The organism is Rhizomicrobium sp. (assembly GCF_056722145.1).
Window position 1 is genome coordinate 1 of the sequence record NZ_JBWZET010000295.1, and the last position, 18,493, is coordinate 18,493.

Below are 18,493 nucleotides of genomic sequence, written 5' to 3' on the forward strand. Positions count from 1 at the left end.
GGTCGCGCCTCTCACGACCCGCCGAGCAACGCGAGACATAACGGACCCAGGATACGCAGCTCGCGTGCGTATCGGACAATCGCGGCTGAATAAACCGCGAGCGTGCGGGTTTCACCGGGCGAACGGACTGTGCCTGTCAGCGGCCGAATGAACCCGGCCGCTCTGCTGGCGCCCCGTTCGCGGAGGGTACTCCCCGAGCGAGCGGACTTGCGAAAACAGGCCCGCTCTCGGCATATTTAAGGAGACCAATGCGGAATGACGCTTGTCGCCTCGCCGATGACGAGTTGCGGATTGGACGGCAGGTCGACCTGCTCCTTCTTTTCGCGCGCCGAAACGCAGGCAAGGGTGCGCCGGCCGAAGGTCGCGAAGTCGCCGGCGTGCGGCAAGCTCTCCACCGCGCAGGCGTCAAAGTAGGTGTACTGGTCGGTGGCGCCGCAGCCGAACGAGGAGCGGTCTTTCGCCGCCGCGGTCAGCACGATGCGATCGGGCGCCTTCAGCCGCTCGACGAAAACGCCGGAGTAACAGGCCGAAACGATCACCACGGCGGGCCGGTGCGGACAGGCGGCGGCGATCATTTTGGCCAGTCTTTTCGGGCTCACGATATAATCGCCGATGCCGATGCCGCGCTCGCTGCCGTGCGAGGTGAGATAAAGAAGGCATCCGGCTCGCGCCTGCCCCGCCACCTCACCGAGCCCTGTGGCGATGTGCTTGGGCGTCGACCGCTTGGGGTCCGCAAAACGTTGCGGCCAGTCGGTGAACTGGCGGATGTGGCCGGGCTGAAAGCCGAGACCGGCAAGTTCCTTGGCGATCGACATGCGGCCGTTGTCGAATACCGCGGTGTCCTTGCCATCGCTCGAATAGGAATCGCCAGCCACCACCACCGCCGCCCAATCGCCGAAGCCGTTCGCCGCGGCGGGGGCGAGCAGAAACGGCAGCAGCGCGACGACCGCTTTTTTCATCGCCGCACGAACCCGGCCGCCAGTTCGATATGCGACGACCACAGGAACTGGTCGACCGGCATCAGGCGTTCCAGCGTAAAGCCGCCGTCGATCAGCACGCGGGCATCGCGGGCGAAACTGTCGGCATCGCAGGAGACATAAGCGATGCGCGCCAGTTTGCTTTTCGCCAGCATTTTCGCCTGCTCCAAAGCGCCGGCGCGCGGCGGATCGATCGCGACGCCATCGAAGCCGTTGAGTTCGAAATTGGTCAGTGGCCGCTTGAACAGGTTGCGCTTCTCGGTGGTGACCGGCTTCAGTTCCGGCGTTGTTTTGACGGCGGCGGCGAGCGCGTCCAGCATTGCGCTTTCGAGTTCGACCGCATGCACCCGCGCCCTTTGGGCCAACGGGAACGTGAAGGTGCCGCAGCCCGAAAACAGGTCGGCGACGTTCTTGCTCCGCGCCAGCGTCGCGACGACGAAACTCTGCAGAGCCGCTTCGCCTTCGCGCGTCGGCTGCAAGAAGGTTTCCGGCGGCAGTTCCACCCGCGCCTTGCCGAGGCAAACCGTCGGCGCCGCCAGCGACACCACCGTCTCGCCATGGGCCGAGATGCGCGCGATCTTTAGCTTCGCCGCCCACCGCGCCAGCGCGGTCAGCGTTTCGGTGTCGTTGGGGCGGCGCCAGCGCAAGCCGAGATCGGGCCCGGTCTCCGTTGCCGTCAACCGCACTTCGGCATCGCCCACCGGCGCCAGCAGCTCGCCGAGCATGTCGCGCAAACCCGGCAGCAGCGCCGTCAAGGCAGGTGTCAGCACGCGGCATTCGGCGAGATCGACGATGTCGTGCGTCCGCGCCGCGTGGAAGCCAAGATGAACTCGCCCCGCCTCCAGCTTCGCCTTCATGGTAGCGCGCCGCCGCGTTGCGGGCGGAACTTCGACGATATCCTCCACCGCCGCCGTCACGCCGTGGCGGTCGAGCGCTGCCACCACCGCCTCGCGTTTGAGCGCGCGATAGGCATCATCGGGTCGGTCCTGATGGACACAGCCGCCGCAAATGCCGAAATGGCGGCACAGCGCCGTCACGGCTGCCGCGCCCCGATCAGGAATTCGCGATTGCCGTCACCGCCCTCGATCGGGCTGTCGATGGTGCCGAGCACGGTCCATTTGTGTTTCTTCAGCACCGCCAGCACTGCGGCGACGGATTCATTCTGCGCCGCTTCGTCCTTGACGATGCCGCCCTTGCCCACCGCGGCGCGCCCGGCCTCGAACTGCGGCTTCACCAGCGCCACCAGCCAGGCATTGCGGGCCAGCGCCAACGCCGCCGGCAGCGCCAGCTTGAGGCTGATGAAACTGACATCGGCGACCACCACGCCCGGTGGCTCGGGAATATGCGCGATCGTCAGATTGCGGGCATCGGTGCCTTCGAGCGAGACGACGCGCGGATCCTGCACCAGCTTCTGGCGCAACTGGCCATGGCCGACATCGACGGCATAAACGCGATGGGCGCCGCGCTCGAGCAGCACTTCGGTGAAGCCGCCGGTGGAGGCACCGATGTCGAGGCAGGTGAGCCCCTCGGGCGACAAGTCGAAAGCGTCCAGCGCCGCCAGCAGTTTCAGGGCGCCGCGCGACACATAAGGATGTGCCTTGACGTAAGCGATCTCGGCTCCGTCTTCGATCGACTCCGCCGGTTTCAAGACCCGCTTGCCGTTGGCGGTGACGGTGCCGGCACGAATGGCGGCCTGCGCCTCGGTGCGCGAGGCGGCAAAACCGTGATCGACCAGATAGACGTCGGCACGCGTCGGCATGACTGCCCCACTTATCAGGACTACTTTTCAGATCGCGGGGAGGTCCGGTCAAGCCCGGCCGCGCAAATTTGCTCTACGCGAACCGGGTTACCGCCGCGCCGTCCTGGGAACGGCCCAAAGCCGCCAGCGCGGTGTGGACGATGGCACCGGAATCCAATCCCGCCTCGCCATACTGGCGTTCCGGCGTATCGTGGTTCTGGAACCGGTCGGGCAGCACCATCGGGCGCACCTTCAGACTGCCATCGAGCAGCCCCTCCCACGCGAGGAACTGCAGCACATGGGCCCCAAAGCCGCCGACGGCGTTTTCCTCGATGGTGATGAGCAGCTCATGTTCCTTGGCCAGCCGCCGGATGAGGTCGTGATCGAGCGGCTTGGCGAAGCGCGCATCGGCAACCGTGGTCGTCAAGCCGCAGGCCGACAGCTTTTCTGCCGCATCGAGCGCCGGCGCCAACCGGGTGCCGAGGCTGAGGATCGCGATCGACGTGCCTTCCCGCACGATGCGGCCTTTGCCGATCTCGAGGGGACTGCCGACAAACGGCCGCTCGAGGCCGACACCTTCACCGCGCGGATAGCGCAGCGCAATCGGGCCTTCGTCGTAGCGCGCCTGGGTCGCCACCATATGCATCAACTCGACCTCGTCGGCCGCCGCCATCACCACCATGTTGGGCAAGGTGGCGAGATAGGTCACGTCGAACGAACCGGCATGGGTGGCGCCGTCGGCGCCCACCAATCCCGCCCGATCAATCGCGAAGCGCACCGGCAGGTTCTGCAGTGCCACATCATGCATCACCTGATCGTAGGCGCGCTGCAGGAAGCTCGAATAAATGGCGCAGAACGGCCGCATGCCTTCCGCCGCCATGCCGGCCGCAAACGTCACCGCATGCTGCTCAGCAATGCCGACATCGAAAAAGCGGCCGGGGAATTCCTTGGCGAAGACATCAAGGCCGGTGCCCGCCGGCATTGCAGCGGTGATCGCAACGATGCGCGGATCGGCCTTGCCTTCGGCCACCAGCGCGTCGGAAAACACCTTGGTATAGCTCGGCAGATTGGTCTTCGACTTTTTCTGCTCGCCGGTCAGGACGTTGAACTTGGTGACGCCGTGATATTTGTCGGCACTGGCCTCGGCAGGAGCATAGCCCTTGCCCTTCTGGGTGACGACATGGACCAAGATCGGTCCACTTTGCATGTCGCGCACGTTCTCCAGGATGGGAATGAGGTGTTCGAGATTATGGCCGTCAATCGGACCGACGTAATAGAAGCCCAATTCCTCGAACAGTGTGCCGCCGGTGACCAGGCCGCGGGCGTATTCTTCGACCCGGCGGGCGGCGACGGCGAACGGGCGCGGCAGCTTCAGAGCCAGACGCTTCGCCAGACGACGCAGGCCGCGATAGGAACGCGACGAAACCAAGCGGGACAGGTGCGCCGACAGCGCGCCCACCGGCGGGGCGATCGACATGTCGTTGTCGTTGAGGATCACGATCAGCGGCGTATTGGCGGCGCCGGCATTGTTCATGGCCTCATAGGCCATGCCCGCGCTCATCGAACCATCACCGATGACGGCGACGACCTTGTTGTTGTCGCCCTTGAGATCGCGCGCCACCGCAAAGCCACAACCGGCGGAAATCGAAGTCGAGGAATGGGCGGCGCCGAACGGGTCGTATTCGCTTTCCGCGCGCTTGGTGAAACCCGACAATCCGCCGCCCTGGCGCAAGGTGCGCATCCGCTCGCGACGACCTGTCAGGATTTTGTGGATGTAGGCCTGATGGCCGACGTCCCAGATCAGGCGATCTTGCGGCGTGTTGAAAACATAGTGCAGTGCGATCGTCAGTTCGACGACGCCAAGGCTCGAACCGAGATGGCCGCCGGTAACCGATACGATGTCGATCAGCTCGTTGCGCAACTCCTGCGCGAGTTGCTGCAGCGACTCGCGCGGCAGTGCACGCAATTCCTTCGGCGATGAGACGCCATCAAGAAGCGGCGTCTTGCTCGGTCCCGTCATTCTTATTCGCTCCGCTCACCGTGCCCACGACACAGTCCTCCCCCGCCGTGGCGGCCGCCAGTTGGAGACCCCTGTTATACACAAAGAACGCAATCTGCGCTTCTTTTCAATGACCTGCAGCAAAGAGGGTTATTGCTTTTCCGCAACAAAATTGTTCGCCGCGCGACTTCGCATTCGCCAAACCACTCCCAGGTGAAAGGTCCGTATACTGATTTACCCTGGAATGGCGAAATCAACCGAGATCGGCAGGTTCAGCGGTGACGGCGCCCCCATTCTGCACCAGCTTTTCCAGTCTGTTTTCAGCTGATTTCAGCTTGCTCTCGCAATGCGCTTTGAGGGCTTGGCCGCGTTCGTACAGGGCGATGGAATCCTCGAGATCCACCTGTCCCTGCTCGAGTCGGGACACGATCGCCTCGAGCTCCTTCAAAGCGGCCTCAAACGTGAGCTTGCCCAGATTTGCTGCACTTTCATCACCCACCATATTGCGCCTCACCGATGCACATGCGCCAACTCTACTATTCGTCCACACGGACCTGAACAACACATGCTGCGCTGAGCCAGCGCACCCCGTTTCAGGGGGCAGACATATTTTGTGCCGTGGCCACCAACTTTTGCACGTTTATATCAATCATCGACGAAGTTCCCACCCGACGAAAGGCGACCCTGAAGCAGGAAAACGCTGTAACGCGTTGATATAGCAAATATTTTTCTTCGCCCTTCAGCAATAAACAGCATTTCTCCACGCCCGCGCCCTGGCCCGGCACGTAAATTATCCGATCTCCGCCAAATGCGACATTTCCGTATCATCGTGTCATTTTGTGAAGCAGTCGCGCCACAGTAAGTTAGCTAAATCTTTGCAAATTTGCATCTGTTGGTGACTATAGAACTATTCTGAATTTAGCCTCCTGCGGCGTGCGGGTGCGTGTGCGTGCCCGAAGACGCGGTTCCTGTGCGGATCGCCAAAAAACCGAAAAGGGGGTTCCCTTGACCAGATCGACCAGCCTTCGCTCCTCGCTTTTTCTCGGAGCAGCCTTCGCCGCGGCCCTGATTCCCGCCAGCGCGCAAACCCAGAGTACCGAAACGGTGGTGGTCACCGGCTCGCGCATTCCCACTTCGTCCAACCTGACATCCGTCAGCCCGATCCAGACCGTCACCAACGAGCAGTTCCAGATCAAAGGCGCGACTGATGTCTCCGACATGCTCAACGATCTGCCGCAGACCTTCGTGAGCAACACCAGTGACTTTTCCAACACGAACAACCCGCTCACCGGTCCCGGCGGCGTGACGACCGTGAACCTTCGCGGTCTCGGACCGACCCGCACGTTGGTGCTGGTCAATGGGCGGCGTCTTGGGCTCGGCGATCCCAGCAGCGGCAATCCCAACGCCGCTCCCGACCTCGATCAGGTCCCGGTACCGTTGATCGAGCGGGTGGAGGTGCTGACCGGCGGCGCCTCATCGACCTACGGCTCCGATGCCGTGGCCGGCGTCGTCAATTTCATCATGAAGCAGGACTTCCAAGGTGTTCAGGTGGACGCGCAGTACGGCGCCAACTGGCACACCAATTCGAACAAGCTGGCACGCGGCGTGATTTCCGACACTATTGCCAGCAACACCCAAGGACCGTTGGCGGAAGCGCCGACGGATGTATGGGACGGACGCACCATACAGGCATCCATCACGGTCGGTGCGAATACCGGCGACGGCAAAGGCAACGTCACCGCTTTTGTCGGCTATCGCAATGCCGACCCGGTGTGGATGAAGAACCGCGACTTTGCCGCCTGCCAGATCGACATCGTCGACAGCGACCCGACGCTCACCTCGCGCGATCAGGGTGCGTTTTGCGCCGGCTCGAGCAATTCAAACTATTTCCAGCCCAAGACGCTGCCGGCGCAACCGGTCTATTCGATCGTGGGAAACCAAGCGGTGCTGCAGCCCTCACCCGGATCGAACCCGCCATCCGCGTTCAATTCGAACGTCTATGAAACACTGTCGCGCCAGGATACCCGCTTCAACGGCGCCGTCTTCGCCCATTATGACGTTACGGACTGGGCCAAGCCCTATACCGAATTCGAATTCATGAACGATCGCTCGTTCCAGCAAGTCGCACCGACGGCGGTCTTCCGCGGCGCCAATGCCTTCTCTCCGGATGGCTCGGGCGCCTGGTTCGTCAATTGCGACAACCCGCTGCTCAGTGCCAGCGAAGTCACCGCCTTCTGCACCAGCCAGGGTCTGAGCGGGACCGCCAGCACGCCGCTCGAAATCGGCCGGCGCAACGTCGAAGGTGGCGGACGCACCAGCGACTACGAGCACATGAACTTCCGCGGCGTGGTCGGCCTCAAAGGCGATATCGACGACGCTTGGCACTACGACGCGTTCGGGTCCTACTACTACGTCACCATCGATCAGACCGCCGGCAACTACATCTCCAACCAGAAGGTCAACAACGCCCTCCAGGTCGTGTCGGTGGGGGGCGTTCCAACCTGCAAATCGGTGGTCTCCGGCGCCGATCCGGCCTGCGTACCCTACAACGTCTTCACCGAAGGGGGCGTTACGCCGGACCAGATTGCCTATCTTTCGACCTACGGCACCTCGCGCGGCACGCTGTTCGAGGAAATCCTTGAAATCGACATCACCGGCGATCTCAGTTCCTATGGCATCCGCTCCCCCTTCGCCAACGACGGCGTCCAGATTGCGGTCGGCGCCTCCAACCGCAAAGACAAGATGACCTATGCCGGCGACGTCGCCGAAAACTCTAACGACCTCATCGGCTTTGGCGGAGCGGTGGTGCCGATCGACAACTCCATCAACGTCACCGAAGGGTACGGAGAAATCCGCGTCCCCCTGCTGCAACGCCTGCCGATGGCAGAAGACCTGTCGATCGACGCCGGCATCCGGTTCTCACGCTACACCAGCGGCCACAATCCGACGACGTGGAAGGTGGGCATCCAGTGGTCGCCGATCGACGACATCCGCTTCCGCTCGTCCTATGACGTTGCGATCCGGGCACCGTCGATCCTGGAAAGCTATACGCCGCAGTCTGTGACCAACACCTCCATCGTCTCGGTCGATCCCTGCGCCGGACCGGCCACACGGTCTCTGGCAGAGTGCGTGCGGACCGGCGTCACGCCGACCGAATACGGCAACGGCACCACGACCAACTCGATCGGCCAATGCCCATCGGGTCAGTGCGCCATCCTGCTCGGCGGCAACCCGGCGCTGTCACCGGAGAAGGCCAAGACGTTCTCGGTCGGCCTCACGGCCACTCCGACGATGGTTCCCGGGCTCACCGCCAGCGTCGACTACTACAAGATCGACGTCTACAACGGCATCATCCAGGGCATTCCGATCAACGTCTCGCTCAACAACTGCCTCAACACCGGCGATCCCAAGTTCTGCAGCCTGATCCATCGCACCTCGGCGGGCACGCTCTACGGCACCACGGTGGCGGGCGGTGGCTATATCGAGAGCACGTTCGTCAACTCGGGCTACTTCAACAACTCGGGCATCGACTTCCAGACCGACTATCAGATGGGGCTCGATACGATCGGGCTCGACGACTACGGCAGCCTCGGCTTCCATCTGGTCGGAACCTACACCCTGACGTCCAAGACCCAGACGCTGTCGACGGAGCCGACCTATGATTGCGTCGGACTGTACGGCAATACCTGCGGCTCGCCGCTGCCGAACTGGCGTCATCAAGTCCGGGTCAACTGGCAGACGCCCTGGGACGTGATGTTCGCGGCCACCTGGCGCTACATCGGTCCATCCGAGTTCGATGCCAACCAGGCGACGCAGCCGGTGCTGTACGCCGGCAGCTTCGACCGCTTCAACGCGCGCATCCCGGGCATGAGCTACATCGACCTCGCCGCAACCTGGCAGATGACCAACGAGCTGCAGCTCAGGGCCGGCATGAACAACGTCTTCGACACCGACCCGCCGATCGTTTCCAACCTGATCACCGGCACCGGCACGCCCAACACCTACAACAACTACGACCTGCTCGGCCGGCAGGTGTTTGTGGCGATTACCGCAAAATTGTAGACGTTCACAACAAAAACCCGCCAGCACACGTTGCTGGCGGGCTTCTTTTTGCCTGGCCGATCCGCTACTGCGGCAGGTTGGTGGCCCTGAGCTCAATCGCCCCGCGCGGCGCCGTCCTGACGGCCCGCACCGCTTCTTGAGTCATCGGCGCGTTCATCAGGGTGTTGAAGTTTTCGATCGCCTGAACCTCGTCGCTGCCGCCGCCGAAGAATTCCTCGATCGATTCCAGCAGCCCCTTCTGACGCGGATAGACCTTGAAGGTGACGCGGTCGCCCTGCGGAATCCCGGCAAGACGCTTGGCGATGTCGGCCGCATCCCAGAACCCGCCGAGCTTGTCGACCAGCCCGCGCTGCGCCGCATCGGTGCCCGACCACACCCGGCCGCGGGCGATGTCGAGAACCTTGGCAATCGGCAGATGCCGGCCGGCCGCGACCTTCTGGGTAAAGTCGTCATAGATCACGTCGGCCTGATGGTTGATCGAGTCCCACTGCTCCGGCGTATAGGGCTGCAGGTCGGAGTTGATCAGCGCATTGCGTCCGACGCCGACCATTTCGCCATGCACGCCGATCATCCCGAGCGAATTGTTGAACGACACCTTGCCGGTCAACACGCCGATCGATCCGGTGATGGTGCCCGGTTCGGCGACGATCTTGTTGGCGCTGAGCGAGATGTAATAGCCGCCCGACGCCGCCAGATAGCCCATGCTCACGACCACCGGCTTGCCGGAGGCCTGGGCCTTCTTCACCGCATCCAGAATCTGATCCGACGCCGAGACCGATCCGCCGGGCGAGTCGACGCGCAGAATGATAGCCTTGATGTCCTTGTCGTCGGTCGCCTGACGGATGGCGCGGGCCATGTCGTCGCCGGCAATCACCGTGTCGCGGTTGAACGGCCCTTGCTTGGTGCTGCCGTTGACGATCTCGCCGGCGGCCTCGATCAGAGCGATGTGCGGACCGCTGCCGAACGAGTTTTCCGGCTTGGTCGACAGGAACTGCGCCAGCGCGACGGCATCGGCATTGTCACCGGCCTTGGCCAGCGCCGCATTGAGCGCATCGTCATCATAGCCGACGCGGTCGATCAGCTTCTTGGCCTTGGCATCTTCGGTGAACTGCGGGCTGGCTTCGAACGCCGCCTTCATCGCGTCCGGCGACAGCTTGCGCTGCTTGGCGGTTTCCGCCACCGCCACGTCGTACCAGGATTGCAACAGCGCGGTGAGCTGCTCCTTGTCCTCCTTCGTCATGCCCGATTCCATGTACATGTCGGCGGCACTCTTGTACTCGCGCCGCTTGGCGATCTGCGGTTCGGCCTTGATCTTGTCGAACAGGCCGCGAAGGAAAACCCCGCCCGCCCCGGCACCGGCCGGGAAGAACGCCGACTTCGGCTGCATCCAGATCTGGTCGCCGGCCGTGGCCGCGAGATAATCGCCGAGGCCCGAGCCTTCGAAATCCTGCGCATGCACGATCACGAACTTGCCGGAGGCGCGGAACTTGAGCAGCGCCGCCTTGATCTCCTGGGCCCGCGCGATCGGCAGATTGCCCGAGCCGATCCGGATGAACACGCCCTTGACCCGGCTGTCGCGCTCGGCGGCATCGAGACCCAGAATGATGTCCATCATCGTCATCGGCTTGTTGCCGAGGGCAAACGTGCTCGGCGCCGAATCGACGATCTCTTTGCGCAGATCGAGGGTCAGCACCATGTTGTGCGGAAGCCTGTCCCCCGACGCCATCGCGATCAGGACGATGACGATCACCAGCAGAATGACTGCCACGAAGAATTTCAGGAAGCCGTTGATGGCGCCGGTGAAGATCGAACCGAGCCAACGCAAGACTGCGACCATGGAAGTTTGTCCTTTGAAGCAGACGGCCCCGTCCGGCCGCTTTGAAACCCAATATAGGGGGGAAGTGCCGTTTTCGAACGTGCCGGGACGCTACACAACAAGGAATATTGCATAACGCAGGTTAAGAATTTTGTCCTCTTCCGCCGCGGAGCGACGATCCGGAAGAGCCAAAATCGCAAAACCGCAATTCAAATCAGATCAAACCGTTGCAAGGATTTGATATTCTCCTTACCAGCGGGCCGGCGTTGGCAGCGCCTCCTTGGGCAGTTGGGTGGATTTCCGGGTCACTTCGTTGCGCCCCAGCCTTGGCCTCGGTGACCAGGGCGCGGCCTTGCGCGATGAAGGCGCGGATGTCGGCGTAGAGGGTCAAGCGCTCGCGGGTGAACTTGCCGTGCTTGAAGGCATTGGCGTTGCCGGGCGGCGCACCGCGACGCCGGGGTCCGTGCGGAACGAGAAGGCGCTTTCTCCTCATCCGGTGCCACCCGCAATTGACGATTGCGAATTCAATTCCCCCTCAAGGTTTTGACGCTTCTTCCTTTTCGCCCTGCGTCGCGGCGGCGCCAGCATGTTACCCAGCGCCTGGCCGAGTACCGCGCCATCGGCGATGAGGCGGGCCGCGCTCCACGCCAAGCGTCGGTCCGTGGGATCGCGCTGCTGCAAATCCCGGCAGCGCTGAAACAAGCGTTCACTCTGCTCAAGGTGAGCCAGCGCCTCGCCGAGCAACTGATCGACGATGTCCTGCGAGTGCTGCGCAGGATCAGTACCGCGTGCTGGTGCGGCGCGGGTCATCTCACCTGACATGATAATGGAAGTGGGAACGCGCGCGCCGATTTCAAGGGCCCATCCGACCCAGCACGCAGCAGTGTTCCGGCGTTTACGAAATAAGGTGCGGATGATGCAGAGCGAATTGGAAGGGGAGGAAATTGAAAATTATTTCGCCGGTATTTATTCGCCCGCACCAGATTAGGATGCGATTTCGATTTGATCGCAATTGCGCAACAACCGATTGTCTTCGGTGGCTAGAGCGGTCAATGCTACAGGCAATCTTTAAACGTGGTGCGAAGATGTTGCCTCATACATTAGAGCAACGAACATTCAGACGAGATCACGTCGTTCATCTTTCCTCCCCCGCGCCGACAGGTCCTTTCACGCCGCACCGCCGGCAAAAAAGCGGGGGAGGTGTCGCGTAGCGACGGAGGGGGGACCGATCCGGCGCTGAAATATTCCCCCCTCCGGCCCTGATGGGCCACCTCCCCCGCTGTTTCGGCGGCGTGCCACCGTCATGATTTGAGCATCGCGGGGGAGGAAAGAATGATCTCGCTTGAACGCCCGATGCTCTTGCAGAATGCGCAACAGCATACGCGACCGTGGGCCTATTCATCCTTGCTCTTTTGACCGCGATCGCCGCACTTCCATTGGGATTACCCCCCGAAGCGGGAATAGGCGTTTCATACTGATCACGCCCTCCTATACTTCCTCCCCCCTGCACACCGCCTGGATCGCGCCCAGCCGGTCGATTTCCACGCGCACCACGTCGCCGTCTTTGAGGTAGACCGGCGGTTTCATGCCGAGGGCGACGCCGCCGGGGGTGCCGGTGAAGATGAGGTCGCCGGGCTCGAGCGTCATCACCTGGCTGACGTGGGCGATCTGGTCCCAGACGTTGAACACCAGATTGGACGTGTTCGAATCCTGCCGCTTGTCGCCGTTGACGAAACAGCGGATGCCGAGGCTGTGCGGATCGGGCACTTCGTCGGCGGTGGTGATCCAGGGACCGAACGGGGCGTGGCTGTCGAAGCTCTTGCCCAGCATCCATTGCGAGGTCGCCAGCTGCCAGTCGCGGGCGCTGACATCGTTGCCGACGCAATAGCCGAACACCGCGCCCGGCGCCTCGGCCCGGGTCAGGTTGCGCCCGCCCTTGCCGATCACCACCACCATCTCGGCCTCGTAATCGACCTCTGCCGACACCTTCGGCAGCAGAATCGGATCGAACGGACCGTTGGCAGCGGTCGGCTGCTTGCAGAACCAAATCTGCCGCGACGGCATCGGCGCGCCAGTTTCACGAACGTGGTCGGCGTAATTCATCCCGATCGCCAGAATCTTGCCCGGCCGCGGCAACGGCGGCAGCAAGTGCACGTTGTCCAAGGGAATCGCCCGCCCCGCGGTGGCTGCAACTGTCGCGCGCACTTGGGGCCAACGGATTATCAGATCAATCATGCCCCCAAAGGACTGCGGCAAAGGCACAATTTCGCCGCCTTCAACCCTCCCCAGGGACACCTGACCACCGGTAGCAAATGTCACCAGTCTCATTGGCCGCGACCTTTCAATCCACCTGTTAATCCCATGTCTTGCTGTCCATATAAGACAGCGTTAGACGACTATGGCATGGCAGGATAAACGGCGGGCCCCATTCCCGTTCCGTTCCCGCCCATTCGGAGCAGATGATGAACCCCCTTAAGGAACTTGGAAAATACGGTCAGGCCCCGTGGCTCGACAATCTCGGGCGCGGCCTGGTGCGCAGCGGCGAACTCGCCAAGCTGGTCAACGAAGAAGGCATCAAGGGGGTCACTTCCAATCCCGCGATCTTCGAAAAATCGATGGGCCATTCCGACGAGTATAACGAGGAAATCACCTCGCTGCTCGCCGCCGGCACGGTCGAGATCGGCGAAGTGTTCAACAACCTCGCCTTCACCGACATCCGCTCCGCCTGCGATGTGCTGAAGACCGTCTACGACGAGACCGGCAAGGCCGATGGCTTCGTGTCGATGGAGTGCAATCCCTATCTCGCCAACGATACCGAAGCGACGCTGACCGAAGCGCGCCACCTGTGGAAGACGATCGACCGCAAGAACGTGATGATCAAGGTTCCGGCGACACCGGCCGGCATTCCGGCGATCCAGACGCTGCTGTCGGAAGGCATCAACGTCAACGTCACGCTGCTGTTCGCCACCGACTATTATCGCAAGGTGGCCGAAGCCTATATCGCCGGCCTCGAAGGCCTGCCGGCCGATTACGATCTGTCCGCCGTATCGAGCGTCGCCAGCTTCTTCATCAGCCGCATCGACGCCAAGATCGACGGCCTCTTGCAGAAGAAGATCGCAGCCGGCGAGAAGGTCGAGCACCTGATGGGCAAGGTCGCGATCGCCAATGCCAAGCTCGCCTATCGCGACTATGAGACGATCTTCTCCGGCCCGCGCTGGGAAAAGCTCGCCAAGCGCGGTGCCCGTCCGCAGCGCCTGCTGTGGGCCTCGACCGGCACCAAGAACAAGAATTACCCCGACACGCTGTATGTCGACACCCTGGTCGGCGACAACACCGTCAACACCATGCCGCCGGCCACCGTCGCCGCCGAACGCGATCACGGCAAGCCGGTCGCTGATGCGATCAAGAGCGATCTCGCCGGTGCCGAAAAGGTGCTCGCCGATCTCGCTGCCACCGGCATCAATCTCGATGACATCACCGACACCCTGCTGGTGGAAGGCGTCGATCTGTTCGCCGATGCGGCCGACAAGCTGTTCGGCGCCATCGCCGGCAAGTGCGATGAGATCACCGGCAAGAAGCTGCGCATCACCTGGTCGCTCGGCGCCGACAAGGACGCGGTCGACGGCTGGGTGAAAACCTGGACGCAAAAGGGCTACATCCGCGCGCTGTGGGCCAAGGACAAGGCGATCTGGACCGGCAGCGACGAAGACAAGTGGCTCGGCTGGCTCGACGCCCCGACTACCGCGAAGGCCAATCTCGCCACATTGGAAGCATTCGCCGCCAAGGTGAAGGCCGCCAAGTGGAGCGACGTGGTCCTGCTCGGCATGGGCGGCTCGAGCCTCGGCGCCGAAGTGCTGCGCGAAGTCCTGGCCAAGGGTGCCAAGTTCCACATCCTCGACTCCACCGATCCCGATGAAGTGCGTTCGCTCGACGAGAAGATCACGCTGGCGACCACGCTCTTCATCGTCGCTTCGAAGTCGGGCTCGACGCTCGAACCGAACCTGTTCAAGGACTATTATTTCGACCGCGTCGCGGCCGCCATCGGCAAGGACAAGGCCGGCAGCCATTTCGTCGCGATCACCGATCCGGGCTCCTCGCTGGAAAAGGACGCCAAGGCGGAAGGCTTCGCCGACATCCTCGAAGGCAAGAAGACCATCGGCGGGCGCTATTCGGTGCTGTCGAACTTCGGCCTGGTGCCGGCGGCGGCGATGGGCGTCGATCTGAAGGCGTTCGTTGCCGAAGCGCTCGCAGCCGAAGCGGCGTGCGGCCCACTCTCCCCGCCTCCGACCAACCCCGGCGCCCAGCTCGGCATCGCGCTCGGCACCCTGGCGAAAGCCGGCAAGGACAAGCTGACCATCTTCGCGTCGAAGGGCCTGTCCAGCTTTGGCGCCTGGGCGGAGCAGCTGATCGCCGAATCCACCGGCAAGCACGGCAAGGGCATCATCCCGGTCGACGGCGAACCGGCCGGTTCGGCCTCCTCCTACGGCAAGGACCGCGTCTTCGTGGTGCTGAAGCTGAAGGGCGAGGATGCGCGCGACACGCTGATCGCGGCGCTGAAGCCGCTCGGCCATCCGGTGATCGAAATCGAAGTCGATGCGCCGATGCAGGTGGCGCGCCTGATCTACGTGTTCGAGATCGCCACCGCGGTCGCGGGCGCCGCGCTCGAGATCAACCCGTTCGATCAGCCCGACGTCGAAGCCGCCAAGATCAAGGCGCGGGCGCTGATGGACGCGGGCGGCGCCAAGGACACCGACAAGCCGGTGTTCGCGGGGGGCGGCGTCGCGGTCTATGCCGATCCTGAAAACGCCAAGGCGCTGGCCGGTGCGACATCACTGGAAGCGGTGCTGAAGGCCCATTTCGGCCGCGTCGGCGCCGGGGACTACATCGCCCTCGTCGGCTTCATCGAACGCAATGCGGCACACACGGCGGAATTCGACGCCATGCGCGCGGCGCTGCGCGATGCGACCGGAGCGGCGGTGTGCCTCGGCTTCGGACCGCGGTTCCCGCATTCCACCGGTCAAGCCTACAAGGGCGGACCGGCCAGCGGTGTGTTCCTGCAGGTGACCGGCAAGCCGGCGCATGACGTGGCGGTGCCGGGTCGCGGCTATACCTTCGGCGCGGTAATCGCGGCGCAGGCGGCCGGCGACCTCGGCGTGCTGGTGGAACGCGGCCGTCGGGCGGTGCGTATCCATCTTGACAACATCGACGACGGCCTTGCTACGGTGCGCAAAGCCATCGAAGCGGCAGTCAAATAGGAGAAGGCATGCAACTTGGAATCGTCGGCCTGGGCCGCATGGGTGCCAACATCGCCCGTCGGCTGATGCGCGGCGGTCACGAGATAGTTGCCTTTGACGTCAACTCTGAAGCGGTGGCGGGTCTGGCACACGAAGGCGCCAAGCCCGCCCGCTCTCTCAAAGAACTGACCGAACTCCTCACTCCGCCGCGCGCGGTGTGGGTGATGCTCCCCGCCGGCAAGATCACCGAGCAGACCATCGACAGCCTCGCCGCCCTGATGGCCGCGGGCGATGCGGTGATCGACGGCGGCAATACCTATTATAAGGACGATATCCGGCGCGCGGCGGCGCTGCGGCCGAAAGCGCTTGCCTATGTCGATGTCGGCACCTCGGGCGGCATCTGGGGGCTCGAGCGCGGCTATTGCATGATGATCGGCGGCGACAAGGACGTGGTGGAGCGCCTTGACCCGATCTTCGCCACCCTGGCGCCGGGCGCCGGTACGATCGCGAAAACCGAAGCCCGCGACGGCCGCGACGCCCGCGTCGAAAACGGCTACATGCATTGCGGGCCGGCGGGATCGGGCCATTTCGTCAAGATGGTCCATAACGGCATCGAATACGGCCTGATGCAGGCCTATGCCGAAGGCTTCGAGATTCTCGAACGCAAGAAAGACGACAAGCTGCCGGAAGCCGAGCGCTTCGACCTCGATCTCGCCGATGTCGCCGAAGTGTGGCGGCGCGGCAGCGTGGTGTCGTCGTGGCTGCTTGACCTTACCGCGATGGCGCTGGCCGAGCACGGCAGCCTGGAAAACTTCTCCGGCTATGTCGACGATTCCGGCGAAGGCCGCTGGACGGTGGAAGCAGCGATCGAGGAAGCGGTGCCGGCCAATGTGCTGTCGGCAGCGCTTTATGCCCGCTTCGGGTCGCGGATGCCGCAAAGCTTCGCCAACCGCCTGTTGTCGGCGATGCGGGCGAAATTCGGCGGTCACGTCGAAGGCAAGCCGAAACCGTGACGCCGGCGCGCACCGAAGTTTTCAACGATCCGCAGGAAATGGCATGGCGCGCGGCCGACTGGATCGCCGGGCTGATTGCCGCGGCCGAGGCGCCGTTCAGGGTTGCACTGACCGGCGGCAATACGCCCCGTCTGCTGTACGGCGAGCTGTCGCTGCGCACGATCGATTGGTCGAAAGTGCAGTTCTACTGGATCGACGAGCGCTTCGTGCCGCCCGGTCATCCCGACAACAACTGGCGGATGGCGCGCGAGACGCTGCTGTCGCATATCGCGATACCGCCCGATCATATCCATCCGATGCCGACCGATGGCGATCCCGACGATGCGGCGCACCGTTATGAGGCGGAGCTGAAACGCGATTACGGTGCCGAGGCGCTTGATCCGGCGCGACCGCTGTTCGATCTCACCCTGCTCGGACTTGGTGGCGATGGACACATCTGTTCGCTGCTGCCGGGCTCGCCGGTGCTGGACGAAGGTACCCTTTGGGCTGCGGCGGTGGCGCATGGCCGGCCCGAAGTGCGCCTGACCCTCACCTACCCTGCGGTTGAATCGAGCCGGCTTACCGTTTTCGTGGTGACCGGCGCCGACAAGGCCGACGCTGTGAAACGGGTGCGGCACGGCGATCACGCTTTGCCCGGCGGACGTTTGCATCCACAGGGGGAGACGGTCTGGCTCTTGGACAGGGCCGCCGCGCGGTTACTGTAGAACTGATCCGAGAATCAGGGGGTGCCATGCCGGCGCGCATTCTTTCCATCGATGTGGGCGGGACCGGCCTCAAAGCGGCGGTGCTCAACCGCGACGGCGACCTCGTCAGCGATCATTTGCGGGTGCTGACCCCCAGACCCTGCCCGCCCGAACTGCTGGTCAGGACGCTGAAGCAACTGGTGCTGCCGTTCAAATCCTATGACAGCGTCGCGGTCGGCTTTCCCGGCGTGGTCCGGGAGGGGCGCATCATCACCGCCCCCAATCTCGGGACCCCGCTTTATGCCGGCTTCAATCTTGCGGCCAAACTGTCGAAGGCGCTCGCCGGCAAGCCGGTGCGGGTCGCCAACGACGCCGACGTCCAGGGCTTCGCCGTCGTCAAAGGCCGCGGTCTCGAAATGGTCGCCACCCTCGGCACCGGCTTCGGCACCTCGCTGTTTCGCGACGGCGAACTGATGCCGCATCTCGAGATCGCCCACCTGCTGGCGCACGACGGCAAAACCTTCGACCAGTTCATCGGCGAAAAGGAACGCAAGAAGCAGGGCACCAAAGCCTGGAACCGCCGCGTCGAGCGGGTGCTGCCGTTCCTGTTCACGCTGGTGCACTACGACACGCTGTACCTCAGCGGCGGCAACGCCAAGCACCTCACCTTCAAGCTGCCCAAGACCATCAAGATCGTGCCCAACATCTCCGGCATCAAAGGCGGCGCCGGCCTGTGGCGGCAGGAGACGTGGAAGTAGCGTGCTTCGCGGCTTTGCACCCCAAGCGGCGTCTCTCTCTGACGGTGCCGTGCGCGCAAAGCGCCTCAGCATGACGGGCGCTTCTGAAATGCGCCACAAGCGGCCCTGCACGCGCAGCTCCGCTTTTGGTGGGTTTCCCCGGGAAGTTAGGCGCGCTGGCACTCGTCCCATTCAAGCGACGGGCGAACAGTCACAGTCCGCTTCCTCCCCAGA

Annotated in this window: 14 protein-coding genes; 5 read left to right on the forward strand and 9 right to left on the reverse strand. The window is 63.3% G+C overall.

From position 1 onward, the window contains the following. Positions 1 to 236: 236 nt before the first annotated feature. The 5 genes from AC1P6P_RS15245 to AC1P6P_RS15265 all read right to left on the reverse strand — a co-directional run bounded on the left by AC1P6P_RS15245 (position 237) and on the right by AC1P6P_RS15265 (position 5,216). Positions 237 to 959: a C13 family peptidase gene (locus AC1P6P_RS15245; RefSeq protein WP_481403294.1), complete on the reverse strand. Its 723-nt coding sequence runs from the start codon at positions 957 to 959 to the stop codon at positions 237 to 239. After that, a complete protein-coding gene (locus AC1P6P_RS15250; RefSeq protein ID WP_481403295.1) occupies positions 956 to 2,014 on the reverse strand; it encodes a class I SAM-dependent RNA methyltransferase in 1,059 nt (352 codons plus the stop codon). The genes AC1P6P_RS15245 and AC1P6P_RS15250 overlap by 4 nt, the downstream gene beginning before the upstream one ends. Further along, positions 2,011 to 2,736, reverse strand: coding sequence for a TlyA family RNA methyltransferase (locus tag AC1P6P_RS15255; protein WP_481403296.1), 726 nt, complete (start codon positions 2,734 to 2,736; stop codon positions 2,011 to 2,013). Before AC1P6P_RS15255 ends, AC1P6P_RS15250 begins: the two co-directional genes overlap by 4 nt. A 73-nt stretch (positions 2,737 to 2,809) precedes the next feature. Beyond that, positions 2,810 to 4,735: a 1-deoxy-D-xylulose-5-phosphate synthase gene (dxs, locus tag AC1P6P_RS15260; RefSeq protein ID WP_481403297.1), complete on the reverse strand. Its 1,926-nt coding sequence runs from the start codon at positions 4,733 to 4,735 to the stop codon at positions 2,810 to 2,812. 232 nt (positions 4,736 to 4,967) lie between these two features. Further along, complete coding sequence (locus AC1P6P_RS15265; RefSeq protein ID WP_481403298.1) at positions 4,968 to 5,216, reverse strand: exodeoxyribonuclease VII small subunit; 249 nt, start codon at positions 5,214 to 5,216, stop codon at positions 4,968 to 4,970. A gap of 503 nt (positions 5,217 to 5,719) precedes the next feature. Between AC1P6P_RS15265 and AC1P6P_RS15270 the strand changes: the two genes are divergently transcribed. After that, positions 5,720 to 8,776: a TonB-dependent receptor domain-containing protein gene (locus AC1P6P_RS15270; RefSeq protein WP_481403299.1), complete on the forward strand. Its 3,057-nt coding sequence runs from the start codon at positions 5,720 to 5,722 to the stop codon at positions 8,774 to 8,776. 64 nt (positions 8,777 to 8,840) lie between these two features. Here the strand turns inward: AC1P6P_RS15270 and sppA are convergent, their stop codons facing one another. The 4 genes from sppA to AC1P6P_RS15290 form a co-directional block, all read right to left on the reverse strand. Further along, positions 8,841 to 10,613: a signal peptide peptidase SppA gene (gene sppA / locus AC1P6P_RS15275; protein WP_481403300.1), complete on the reverse strand. Its 1,773-nt coding sequence runs from the start codon at positions 10,611 to 10,613 to the stop codon at positions 8,841 to 8,843. Between the two features lie 193 nt (positions 10,614 to 10,806). Beyond that, on the reverse strand, positions 10,807 to 11,085 hold the full coding sequence (locus AC1P6P_RS15280; protein ID WP_481403301.1) for a hypothetical protein: 279 nt from the start codon (positions 11,083 to 11,085) through the stop codon (positions 10,807 to 10,809). After that, positions 11,082 to 11,402, reverse strand: a complete 321-nt coding sequence (locus tag AC1P6P_RS15285; RefSeq protein ID WP_481403302.1) for a hypothetical protein — start codon at positions 11,400 to 11,402, stop codon at positions 11,082 to 11,084. Before AC1P6P_RS15285 ends, AC1P6P_RS15280 begins: the two co-directional genes overlap by 4 nt. A gap of 678 nt (positions 11,403 to 12,080) precedes the next feature. Continuing rightward, positions 12,081 to 12,920: a fumarylacetoacetate hydrolase family protein gene (locus AC1P6P_RS15290; protein ID WP_481403303.1), complete on the reverse strand. Its 840-nt coding sequence runs from the start codon at positions 12,918 to 12,920 to the stop codon at positions 12,081 to 12,083. A gap of 134 nt (positions 12,921 to 13,054) precedes the next feature. Here AC1P6P_RS15290 and AC1P6P_RS15295 point away from each other — a divergent pair, with 134 nt between their 5' ends. From AC1P6P_RS15295 to AC1P6P_RS15310, 4 genes are read left to right on the forward strand one after another with little or no spacing between them, the layout of a single operon-like run. Then, complete coding sequence (locus AC1P6P_RS15295) at positions 13,055 to 15,847, forward strand: bifunctional transaldolase/phosoglucose isomerase (protein ID WP_481403307.1); 2,793 nt, start codon at positions 13,055 to 13,057, stop codon at positions 15,845 to 15,847. Positions 15,848 to 15,855: 8 nt separating this feature from the next. Then, complete coding sequence (gnd, locus tag AC1P6P_RS15300) at positions 15,856 to 16,839, forward strand: phosphogluconate dehydrogenase (NAD(+)-dependent, decarboxylating) (protein ID WP_481403304.1); 984 nt, start codon at positions 15,856 to 15,858, stop codon at positions 16,837 to 16,839. After that, entirely contained in the window at positions 16,836 to 17,543 is a 708-nt protein-coding gene (gene pgl / locus AC1P6P_RS15305; RefSeq protein WP_481403305.1) for a 6-phosphogluconolactonase, read from the forward strand. The genes gnd and pgl overlap by 4 nt, the downstream gene beginning before the upstream one ends. Before the next feature lie 26 nt (positions 17,544 to 17,569). Further along, positions 17,570 to 18,280, forward strand: a complete 711-nt coding sequence (locus AC1P6P_RS15310; RefSeq protein ID WP_481403306.1) for an ROK family protein — start codon at positions 17,570 to 17,572, stop codon at positions 18,278 to 18,280. Positions 18,281 to 18,493 lie beyond the last annotated feature (213 nt).